Genomic DNA, 9880 nt, shown 5'->3' on the forward strand with positions numbered 1-9880 from the left:
GGTGAAGGTTTTCTCGGTGGCCGCTAGGGGGGTCTTGAGACCCCTAATTATGAAAAAATAGGAATTGTTGGAAAACTGAGGCGAGTGGACTGTTCGACCATGAATCAATCAACAGAAATTGAAGTCAAAAATCTAGACCATCTGGGATTAGTAGCCGGAATTATCGATGAAATAGGAATCGTTGAAATTATCAACGAACAAGTCTCAATTGAGCGAGGAGAAATTGTCACAGCGGGGCAAGTAGTGAAAGCAATTATCCTGAATGGATTGGGATTTGTCTCCCGAGCCTTGTATTTATTTCCTCAATTTTTTGAAGATAAAGCAACCGAACATCTGCTGGGAGAGGGCATCGAACCCAAGCACTTGAATGATGATAAAATTGGTCGAGTAATGGACAAACTTTATCAACTGGATGTTTCGGGTATTTTCCTACTCATCAGTTTAGCCGCCGTGAAAAAATTTGGTGTAGCAACCGAGAACTCCCATTTAGATTCGACTTCTCTATCAGTAGAAGGAGAATATAAAAAGGAATACCCAACAGTAGAAATCCTGAAATCAGGAGCAGTGGGAGAAGAAATTGAAACCAGACAACAGCCAATAAAAATTACCTACGGATACTCCCGCGACCGACGACCTGACTTAAAACAATTTATGATTGACTTAATCGTAAGTGGGGATGGAGATGTACCTTTATTCCTGAAAGTAGGGGACGGAAATGAAGCGGACAAAGCGGTTTTTGGTCAAATCGCCCGAGAATTTAAAAAACAAGTTGACTTTGACAGTTTAATAGTCGGCGATAGCGCCCTCTATAGCAAAGAGAATTTAAAACTAATGAAAGAAATGCGTTGGTTGTCTCGAGTACCATTAAGCATTAAAGAGGCTCAAGAGTTAGTCGATAGCATCTCAGAAAAAGAGTTAACCGATTCAGAAATACCGGGTTATTCCTGGCGGGAAACAAGCTCTAACTATGGGGGGATAGAACAAAGATGGTTGCTAGTTGAAAGTCAAGCTAGACAAGAATCAGACTTGAAAAAATTAGAGAAAAAAATCGAGCAGGAAAAGAATTCTGCCCAAGAAAAAATCCGGCAACTATCCCGAAGAGAATTTGAGAATAGAGCGGTGGCGTTGGCGATAGCCAAAGGATTATCTGACTCCTTAAAATCTCATCAGTTAACGGAGATTAAAGTCAATCTCATTCCGCCTGAGTCCCAGGGGTCAAAACTCAAATCAAAAGACGATTTACCCTCTCAAAGCTATCAAGTTCAAGCCAAATTAGAGTTGAATTTGACCGCCATTGAGAGGCTAAAGAAACGAGCAGGACGATTCGTTTTAGCAACTAACGATTTGGAGAAACAACGATTAAGCAGTGAGGATATACTCAAAAAATATAAAGGGCAACAAGCTCCGGAAAGAGGATTTTCTTTTCTCAAAGACCCCTGCTTTTTTGCCCACAGTGTCTTTCTCAAATCTCCCCATAGAATCGAGGTCATGGCCATGCTCATGGGCTTGTGCCTGCTGGTTTATACTATTGGTCAAAGACAACTTCGTTTAAGTTTAAAACAGCAGGAGACGGGACTGAAAAATCCGTTGGGTAAGTTAACTGACCGACCGACGTTACGCTGGATATTTCAGTGCTTTCAAGGGATTCATCTCGTCCGTATTCAAGACAATCAAAAGATTAGCAACTTAACGGATGAGAGGCGCAACATTTTGAGATTTTTTCCCAAACCTTGCCAGGAATATTATCTCTTATCTTGACCAGATGGATTGACTTCAAGGGGTGACAAAACAAAGCGAGCAACTGGAACATCTCCCCCTAGATGTTAAGTCTGATTGCCTAGTCATTCTCAACAAGCACTGTTTATTGAGAATGACCGGGGGAACTCTGAAATTTTCGGCTTAGTTGCCGGCAGCTTGCCGCCAACTCACTCCTCTAGATAAGTATTTTGACTCACGCCCCTTCCTCTTTTGAGACGTTGTGACACTTAGGGTGCGGAATGTGGGTTTGAACAATTCTGGCGGGAAGCTGCCGCGCAGTTGGGAAACGCCCAATCCCTCACCGAACGGGGGTCGGGGAAATGGCAGGAGTACCAGTTGGAGAAATACCAACCCCTGACGTAGCTCTGCCCTTTTTAGAATACAAGTAAACGGTGAAAACCTTCTTGCTCAAAATGGCGATCGGTGGTTAATGCTTCATTAATATTGAACTGACGCATCAATAAAAAGCTAACTGCATCACACAAGGAATAAGTCTTATCTTGCCGTGCCATCAATAGTTTGACCGCAGCACGATGTAAAGGCTCATCTATCCAAACTGTCTCGATATCTGGATTTTCTAGCAAATCGGTGATAAATTCTAGGGTAGCTAAACGCGGGTAACGCCGAACTTGAGCTAGAGCAACTAACTCTGCTAAAACGTAACTGTGGGTGATGCTTTTACCTGCACTATCTAACAATTGGACAGCTTCTTCATGTCCTGGTTGATCACGATAGACATAGCAAAGTAACCCAGAAGTATCGAGGAGTATCACCGATTTGATGTCTCCTCATGAGTATCTCCATACTCTCTCCCTAAGTCAGCATCAATGCTTTCATTATCTGCTCCTGTCGGATAGCCGCTAATTGAGCCAGCGTGCGCTCGAAAGCGTTGACGTGCTGCTTCTTTTTCGGCTTCCGTGCGTTGGTCTTTAGCTTTTGTTAAGCGATACTGTCGTTCGAGGGAAGTTGTTACTAATTCTGACAGGTCGATACCTAATATTTTAGCTTGCTGTTGCAAGGCGGCATAGACTTCATCGCTCAATTCTAGGGTTAAGACTTGACTCATTTGGCTGTACCTTCATTGTGGCTATTGATTAGATTAATTTCTTTTTTAACTCTTTGACCATTATAACCTCGGACATCAGCTTGTCTCTTCACAGTAGCACTGTAGGGTGGGTTAGCGACAGCGTAACCCACCGAATATTAGGAAATTGATGGTGCGTTACATTAACATTAACGCACCCTACTGGACTGTTTCAGCTAAAATAGGGCAATAGCTCGAACAAGCAGAGGACATCAATCATGGGAAGAGGTCGGCGAGATAAAGTCAATCTAACAGGGGAACAAAGAGAAAACCTCGAACAAATCAGTCGTAATGGCTATGCACCAGCTAAAAAAATTCTCCACGCTCGGATTTTGCTGATGTGTGACGAGGGAGAACAGGCGAAAAGGAAATGGACAGATGAAGAAATAGGCGAAGCTTTAGAAGTTCATAGAAATACAGTGGGACGTATTCGTCAAAGATTTCTTCAAAAAGGCGAAAAACCAGCATTAGAACGGAAATCGAGAAAAACTCCCCCCACTCCGGCAAAAGTTGATGGAGCCGCCGCCGCCCAAATCATTGCCCTGTGCTGTTCGGAGCCACCATCTGGCCGAGCCGAGTGGACAATCCGACTATTAACCTCGGAACTCAAACAAAGACAAATTATCACCGAGATTTCCAGTCCAACGGTGTGGCGTACTCTAAAAAAAACCAATTACGCCCTTGGAAAACCCAAAGATACTGTATTCCGGAACAGGATTTAGCCCGATTTGTTGCCCAGATGGAAGTTGTCCTTGACCTGTATGGCACTCAGCCATCGGAAGAAGAACCGTTAATCGCGATGGATGAAGCATCAAAGCAACTACTTGGAGAAGTTTACCCTCCGATACCCATGCAACCTGGACAAGATAAAAAAGAAGACTATCACTATAGTCGTGAAGGGGTTCAAGCCTTGTTCATGTTTTTTGACCCCCATCGAGGATGGAGACGGGTGAGTAACCGAGATAGTCGAACCCGAATAGATTGGGCAGAAGAAATTCGTCAATTATTGGATGTGGACTATCCAAAGGCTCGAAAAGTCAAGCTCGTCTGTGATAATCTCAACACTCATAACATAGCCTCGCTTTATGAAGCATTTCCAGCACCCGTTGCTCATCGTTTAGCTAGAAGACTGGAAATTTATTACACACCTCGTAATGGTAGCTGGTTAAATGTAGCCGAAACTGAACTAAGCGTCTTATCGAGGCAATGTTTAGATAGAAGGATTTCTAGCAAGGAAGAACTGAAAAGGGAGATAGAAACCTGGCAAAAAGAACGTAATCAGACTGCATCTACAGTAATATGGACGTTTACGACCAGCGATGCTAGGGTCAAGCTGAAACATCTTTATCCTGTGTTTGAGGAGGAGGAATCGGGAGAATCTATTGCACCAAATTAGCTGAAACAGTCCACTACGAAAGCTTATAAGTCATCTTCCGATAATCGAGCTATTTTCATAATTGATTTTAAAGTTCCAATTTTTAAGTCCTGATTGCGGTGTACAGGAATAGATAGAATTTTATGGTTCTTCGTTACTTGGTATGGTTTGATCGGGTGGCATAAATCGACTAAATCCTTATCTGGCAAGAGACTTAATTGATTAGCTCGTTCTAGATCGAAAACAATTGGCAAAAATCGAAGCAATGTCTTTATATATAAGGGTTTCATCCCTTATAACCCCCCTCCATTGCATAACAAAAACCGAAGAACCAATTTTATCTTCATCCTCCTTTTCATAAATATGGTGACTACTGGTAATTTTTTTGAGTATCCAACCTTTTTTTTCGACAATTTTACAGAGTTTTTTCCCTGATATTGATTTCATACAGCAATTTCAATCACTTCTGACCTAGATTCAGGTTGTTTGCTTTCATTGGCAACTTCTAACCAGCCTTGTATGGCATCTTGGAGGTTATCGACAACTTCGTCCATACTATCTCCTTCTGTTATACAACCGGGCAGAGCGGGAACTTCAGCCCAGTAACCGCCTTCTTCGGCTGGATGAATAATAGCTTTGATTTTCATCAGGTTCAGAATTTTTGAAAACTTATCTTTTATTTTAATATGAATATGGAAGTTGGGTTTCCTTGCGTCAACCCAACCTACAGGCGATGCGATCACACTATTAGATATGTAGATATGATTAGATAAGGTACAATGAAAGATGTAGATGCACCTACTTAAGCCATGAAACAAGTTCTCAAAAATATTGAGGTATCAGAGATTCCCACACTAATCGATACATGGATAGATATTCCTGTAAATTAATCGATAGTAAAAAATGTGGGATATCCCGAACGATCAGCCCCTATGGAATAATATGTATTGACTGGAACACCATGTAAAGGTGGTATGGCTAAATAACAACGCCGGAAAGTTTTATCCAAAATAGTTTTTTGCATACATCTTTTTACCAATTTTGCGGGGATCAGGCAACTAATCCTACTAAAAGTTGCACCAGGAATACCTGGCACTATCGAAAATCTGTCATGATCATTTATACACTTATATACTTGACCAGATTGAGCTATTAAAAAGTCTTTGTTTTCACTTAAGTTAAATGTTTTAGCTTGTCGAGACACAGTTAGTCCCAATAAAGTTAATACAGCCGTTATGTATATTACACTTGTTTTCATTAATGTATCTCCTCAAAGTGCGATCGCTCCCCCTCGCAGCCAGATTAAGCAACAACCCAACACCAAAGGCGGACAAAACAACAATACACACTCACCCCCCCACAACTGTATTAAAAGTTACAAAATAATAAATCTTTACATTCCTCTCCCTAGCAGCGATTCACTGGGGACAATTGAGATATTGGGACTTAGGCGTTTTCGGTCAGCAAAAAAGGCTCAAACCATTACGGGACAAAGGGTTAACCTCGATTTATGATTTTCCTTGATATATCTGGGTTTCAGCGATTTTGGGCTTCTCGAAGTAAATCCCAAGCGGGGATTGGAGTTGAAGCTTTTCTCGATTTGTTTTTTGTCTAAGTCCCAATATTTCCTCTTTGCGAACTATAATCCAAAAATTAGTAGTGAAAAAATTCAACCAAGCGATCAGCCACTAACATTGCCATTTGTTCGTCAAGACGGCTAATTTGAGCGACGATTCGGGTTTTGTCGATCGCTCTAATTTGGTCTAAGGCAATACTACCTCGCACATTTTCTTGGTCAATCGGGATTCTGGTGGGGTATTTTTTGACTGTGCTGGTGATGGGAGCGACGACTACTGTTCTCAACCGAGCATTAATCTCGCTAGGGGAAACAATAACACAAGGTCGGGTTTTTTGCAGTTCGGAACCCCTAGTCGGATCGAGTTCCACTAGAACCACAGCAAATCTTTCTACCATAGATTTTCTTGCTCGAACTCGTTTTCCACTCCTAACCAATCCTGTAACTCTGCTTCGAGCGGTTCGTCATCAAATAATTCAGCCCACCCCTCTCTCACCTTCTTTTTAGCACTCAGAATAATTTTTTTACCTTCGACTATCGCTTCGACTTCATCAGTGAGTTCGCACTGTTCCATAATCGCTTGAGGAATTGTAATTCCTTGAGAATTGCCGATTTGTACGATTTTCAGCAACATTTTTGACTGCTTGGTAAATACATTGTCATTATATCAATCAACCGCTTAAACAGCCCCACCCAACCCCAAAGGCAGACAACATAATAATTCACACTATCCCCATAAAGAAAGTATTTTAAGACACAATTTAATAAATCTTTACATTTTTTCCCTAGCTTAGGGATTGACAGGGAAAGTTGTTTTCTCCTGTTTTACCCCTTCTTAGGCGACCTATCCTCATTCCGTGAGATATTGTGACGCAGTATGTCCTATTCGCCTTTGCCTTCTCCCTTGACGGACTCTCAACTCGATCGCTAACCAAATTAAGCCCGATTACCTCCCATCAACCAGATGATAAACTGGGGATAAGAGACCTTATCAAGGCATCAGCATGACCACCAACGTAGCGAAAACTCAATGGCAGTATTTAGAGAAACGTCCTCATCCTTGGCGACAACAGCTTTGTTTTCAAGGCAGGAGGCTGAAAGCTTTTGATGTCTGGTCAGATATGATTGTCAATGACATGACTCCTCAAGAAGCAGCCCTTAATTGGGAGTTACCCCTGGCTGCCATCTACGAAGCAATTGACTACTGCGAGGCTAATCAGCAGCTACTCAAGCAAGAAGCGGAAGAAGAACGCCACCGTCTGGAAGCAAAGGGGATTAGTATTGAGCCTAAGATTATTGCTTGATGAGGACTCGCAATCCCAACTTCTGGTTAAGTTACTTACGGCTGCTGATCATGACGTACTGACGATCAATGAAATTGGTTTGGCTGGCTGCACAGATAATGTCGTACTTGACTATGCTATACAGGAAAATCGGATTCTGCTAACTCATAACTGCGATGACTTTGAAGAGTTGCACCAAGCGAATCCAAACCATTCGGGGCTCTTCGCGGTTTACCGTAACGCTAACCTCTTAAAAAATATGGGCTTCAAGGCAATTGTCAAGGCAATCGCCAATCTCGAAACTGCTAACGTCCCCCTTGCTAATCAGTTCATCTCCCTGAACCACTGGAACTATTAATTCTGGTTTGTCTCGATCTTGTCACAAATCTTAACTTAATCTCTCCCTAACTATTGAAAACAACAATACACTCTACCCCCCGCACAGTATCCTACGCTACAATTTAATAAATCTTTACATTATTCTCCCTGACTAGGGATTCACATCGGATTTACACATCCTCACCCAATATTTCGTCAAAACTTACCGAAAAATTGGGTTTAAAGCCTCGCTCTTTTAGGGCGACTTTATATGATGTATGCTATTAAGAATAGCGGGCAGGGTAAGCAACCGCTTAAAAAACCCAGTCATCGCCGGATGAACGCACCGTTCGGATCTCGGCGTGAGCTTTTCTCGAACGCTGAGCTCAGGGCAGCGCGGTCAAAAACGACATCGGTAAGATTGCCAACCAAATTATGATGGCTGTCACCTTGCGTTGGGAAACCATTTTGATGCCAGAGGAAAGAAAAGAGGGTCATCAGTCATCAGTTATCAGATTTGCGTTTTCAGTCCACTGATTACTGGAAATACTCCTCAACTCCCACTCTGCAATAACTACTGGCAGCCAGAAATACGTTGGTTACATATCATGCTTTGTGCTTTTTGTCAAAAAAACTTTTTTTTTGCAATAAAACTACACAAAAAAAAGATCATCGTTGTGGGTGAAATTGACTGATTTACCCGTCTTAATTAGGATTACCTTGTAGGTGTGGCAAGGGTTTCAACCATTGCTGTTCAAAAAAGCACATAATAACCCACTATGAAATTCTATCAAATCGCTGTAACCATTGTAAAATCGTTGTTAAATAAAAATCTTTCTCAATTAATTCTTAAGAATTTATAAATATTGCGGAATGTTAATTTAAATATTCTCAAGTTTTTGGAGTCAGTATATAATGGTTGCTTATCTTTGTTGAAAAATAGAACTCCTGCAAAAATCCAACATCTACCATTGGGTTAGAAGTCAGTTATCAGTTATCAGTTATCAGTTATCAGTTATCAGTTATCAGTTATCAGTTATCAGTTATCAGTTATCAGTTATCAGTTCACTGAGAAAACTCCCCACACCCCACACCCTACACCCCACACCCTACACCCCACACCCTACACCCCAATTCTTATGAGAGATTCCCTATCGAGCCATCTAAGAGTACAACAACATTGCCTCAATCAAGTTAAATTAGCCGTGAGAAAGCAGGGCTTTAGCAGTCAACGCTCCTTAGCTAAAGAAGCTGAATTTAGTCTGGCTATTGTCAGTAACTTCCTGACCGGTAAACCGGTAGAAAAAGCCACTTTTGCCCAAATTTGTCGTCGATTATGCCTCGACTGGCAAGAAATCGCCGCCCTGAATGTTCAGCTAACAGCACCCCCTCAAGACAAAATTCTGGTTAATTCTCCATCCAAGAGCGAAAAATTGGACACATTACCCCCCTATCCCAATGGGGCAGTTCCCCTTGGTTCCCCATTTTATTTAGAACGTCTTCCCCTCGAAGAACAGATAAGGCAGGAAATCAAGAAACCGGGGGCTTTAGTGCGGATAAAAGCCCCGAAAGAAATGGGCAAAACTTCCCTACTTTTGAGAATGCTCGATTTTGCCAAACAGCAAGGCTACCGCACGGTGAGTTTGAACTTAGAACAGGTGGACCAGACGATTTTGGCTGATTTAAACCAATTTTTGCGCTGGTTGTGTGCCAATGCCGCCCGTCAACTACAGTTAAAACCGCAATTAGATGAGTATTGGGATGAGGATTTAGGCAGCAAGATTAGCTGTACGGTTTACATTCAAGACTATCTGCTTGAATCGATTACCGCCCCCATTGTCCTCGCTCTCGATGAACTTAATCAGATTTTTGAACATCCCCAGGTGGCCAAGGATTTTTTACCGCTGCTGCGTTCTTGGTACGAAGAAGCCAAAACCCTACCTATTTGGCAAAAACTCCGTCTTATCGTCGTCCATTCCACGGAAATTTATGTTCCCCTGCAGCTCAATCAATCCCCCTTTAACGTGGGATTCCCCGCACAGTTAAGTCATTTTAGTCTTGAGGAGGTATTGCAATTAGCCCAACGTTATCAACTCACCTGGGAAAATCAGGAAAAAGTCAAACAATTGATGGAGTTAGTGGGAGGACACCCGGCTTTGGTACAAACTGCCCTCTACTATCTCAGTCGGGAGGAAATAACCATGACGCAAATATTAACCAGTGCCACCTCCGTCACGGGGATTTATGCCCATCACCTGCGACGCCATTGGGCGGTATTAGAACAACAGCCTGAACTAGCAAAAGCCCTCGATCGGGTGATGAGCGCGGTGGAACCCGTACAATTAGACCCAATTCTCGCTTACAAACTCAGCAGTATGGGGCTGCTCAAACAATCAGGAGATAAAGTAGTACCAGGCTATGAATTGTATCGACGCTATTTTTTAGAGGTGAAATCCTCTATCAGTTATCAGTAAACAGTAAACAGT

12 protein-coding genes and 1 pseudogene are annotated in these 9880 nt (G+C 42.2%); 5 read left to right on the plus strand and 8 right to left on the minus strand.

The window, feature by feature from the left end; translation table 11 throughout:
* Window positions 1-99: 99 nt before the first annotated feature.
* Window positions 100-1758, plus strand: a complete 1659-nt coding sequence (locus tag MAE_RS09870) for an IS1634 family transposase (RefSeq protein ID WP_012265444.1) — start codon at window positions 100-102, stop codon at window positions 1756-1758.
* Window positions 1759-2132: 374 nt separating this feature from the next.
* Here MAE_RS09870 and MAE_RS09875 read toward each other — a convergent pair whose 3' ends face one another.
* The gene (locus MAE_RS09875; RefSeq protein ID WP_002753596.1) at window positions 2133-2531 is read right to left on the minus strand and encodes a type II toxin-antitoxin system VapC family toxin; all 399 of its coding nucleotides are present in this window, start codon (window positions 2529-2531) and stop codon (window positions 2133-2135) included.
* Window positions 2528-2824, minus strand: a complete 297-nt coding sequence (locus MAE_RS09880) for a hypothetical protein (protein WP_002753598.1) — start codon at window positions 2822-2824, stop codon at window positions 2528-2530. Before MAE_RS09880 ends, MAE_RS09875 begins: the two co-directional genes overlap by 4 nt.
* Before the next feature lie 236 nt (window positions 2825-3060).
* Between MAE_RS09880 and MAE_RS29190 the strand changes: the two genes are divergently transcribed.
* Window positions 3061-4238 (plus strand): IS630-like element ISMae25 family transposase gene (locus MAE_RS29190; RefSeq protein ID WP_125730803.1). Its coding sequence is split into 2 segments (ribosomal slippage): window positions 3061-3502 and window positions 3502-4238, totalling 1179 coding nucleotides; the frame shifts between segments, so codons are not numbered across the junction.
* Window positions 4239-4261: 23 nt separating this feature from the next.
* On the opposite strand, the gene MAE_RS34885 is transcribed toward MAE_RS29190, so the two are convergent.
* The 6 genes and pseudogenes from MAE_RS34885 to MAE_RS09915 all read right to left on the minus strand — a co-directional run bounded on the left by MAE_RS34885 (window position 4262) and on the right by MAE_RS09915 (window position 6427).
* Window positions 4262-4507: a type II toxin-antitoxin system HicA family toxin gene (locus tag MAE_RS34885; RefSeq protein ID WP_012265447.1), complete on the minus strand. Its 246-nt coding sequence runs from the start codon at window positions 4505-4507 to the stop codon at window positions 4262-4264.
* Window positions 4508-4550: 43 nt separating this feature from the next.
* Window positions 4551-4664, minus strand: a pseudogene (locus MAE_RS34890) (type II toxin-antitoxin system HicA family toxin); the annotation flags it as partial.
* The gene (locus MAE_RS09900; RefSeq protein WP_002734086.1) at window positions 4661-4864 is read right to left on the minus strand and encodes a type II toxin-antitoxin system HicB family antitoxin; all 204 of its coding nucleotides are present in this window, start codon (window positions 4862-4864) and stop codon (window positions 4661-4663) included. The gene MAE_RS09900 and the pseudogene MAE_RS34890, both read right to left, overlap by 4 nt.
* A 239-nt stretch (window positions 4865-5103) precedes the next feature.
* Complete coding sequence (locus tag MAE_RS33270; protein WP_155120258.1) at window positions 5104-5475, minus strand: hypothetical protein; 372 nt, start codon at window positions 5473-5475, stop codon at window positions 5104-5106.
* A gap of 395 nt (window positions 5476-5870) precedes the next feature.
* Entirely contained in the window at window positions 5871-6191 is a 321-nt protein-coding gene (locus tag MAE_RS09910; RefSeq protein WP_002784949.1) for a type II toxin-antitoxin system PemK/MazF family toxin, read from the minus strand.
* Window positions 6185-6427, minus strand: a complete 243-nt coding sequence (locus tag MAE_RS09915; RefSeq protein ID WP_041803993.1) for an AbrB/MazE/SpoVT family DNA-binding domain-containing protein — start codon at window positions 6425-6427, stop codon at window positions 6185-6187. Before MAE_RS09915 ends, MAE_RS09910 begins: the two co-directional genes overlap by 7 nt.
* Before the next feature lie 370 nt (window positions 6428-6797).
* Between MAE_RS09915 and MAE_RS09920 the strand changes: the two genes are divergently transcribed.
* From MAE_RS09920 to MAE_RS09930, 3 genes are all read left to right on the plus strand, one after another.
* A complete protein-coding gene (locus MAE_RS09920; protein ID WP_002796815.1) occupies window positions 6798-7097 on the plus strand; it encodes a hypothetical protein in 300 nt (99 codons plus the stop codon).
* A complete protein-coding gene (locus MAE_RS09925; protein WP_041803995.1) occupies window positions 7075-7434 on the plus strand; it encodes a DUF5615 family PIN-like protein in 360 nt (119 codons plus the stop codon). Before MAE_RS09920 ends, MAE_RS09925 begins: the two co-directional genes overlap by 23 nt.
* Window positions 7435-8533: 1099 nt before the next feature.
* Window positions 8534-9868, plus strand: a complete 1335-nt coding sequence (locus MAE_RS09930) for an AAA-like domain-containing protein (protein ID WP_012265454.1) — start codon at window positions 8534-8536, stop codon at window positions 9866-9868.
* Window positions 9869-9880 lie beyond the last annotated feature (12 nt).

Source organism: Microcystis aeruginosa NIES-843, assembly GCF_000010625.1.
In the GTDB taxonomy this organism is placed as follows: domain Bacteria; phylum Cyanobacteriota; class Cyanobacteriia; order Cyanobacteriales; family Microcystaceae; genus Microcystis; species Microcystis aeruginosa.

What these genes read in the sequence shown, in the direction of transcription:
- MAE_RS09870 (WP_012265444.1), top strand. Translation starts at nt 100, where the DNA reads ATGAATCAATCAACAGAAATTGAAGTCAAAAATCTAGACCATCTGGGA.
- MAE_RS09880 (WP_002753598.1), bottom strand. Translation starts at nt 2,824, where the DNA reads ATGAGTCAAGTCTTAACCCTAGAATTGAGCGATGAAGTCTATGCCGCC.
- MAE_RS34885 (WP_012265447.1), bottom strand. Translation starts at nt 4,507, where the DNA reads ATGAAACCCTTATATATAAAGACATTGCTTCGATTTTTGCCAATTGTT.
- MAE_RS09900 (WP_002734086.1), bottom strand. Translation starts at nt 4,864, where the DNA reads ATGAAAATCAAAGCTATTATTCATCCAGCCGAAGAAGGCGGTTACTGG.
- MAE_RS33270 (WP_155120258.1), bottom strand. Translation starts at nt 5,475, where the DNA reads ATGAAAACAAGTGTAATATACATAACGGCTGTATTAACTTTATTGGGA.
- MAE_RS09910 (WP_002784949.1), bottom strand. Translation starts at nt 6,191, where the DNA reads ATGGTAGAAAGATTTGCTGTGGTTCTAGTGGAACTCGATCCGACTAGG.
- MAE_RS09915 (WP_041803993.1), bottom strand. Translation starts at nt 6,427, where the DNA reads ATGTTGCTGAAAATCGTACAAATCGGCAATTCTCAAGGAATTACAATT.
- MAE_RS09920 (WP_002796815.1), top strand. Translation starts at nt 6,798, where the DNA reads ATGACCACCAACGTAGCGAAAACTCAATGGCAGTATTTAGAGAAACGT.
- MAE_RS09930 (WP_012265454.1), top strand. Translation starts at nt 8,534, where the DNA reads ATGAGAGATTCCCTATCGAGCCATCTAAGAGTACAACAACATTGCCTC.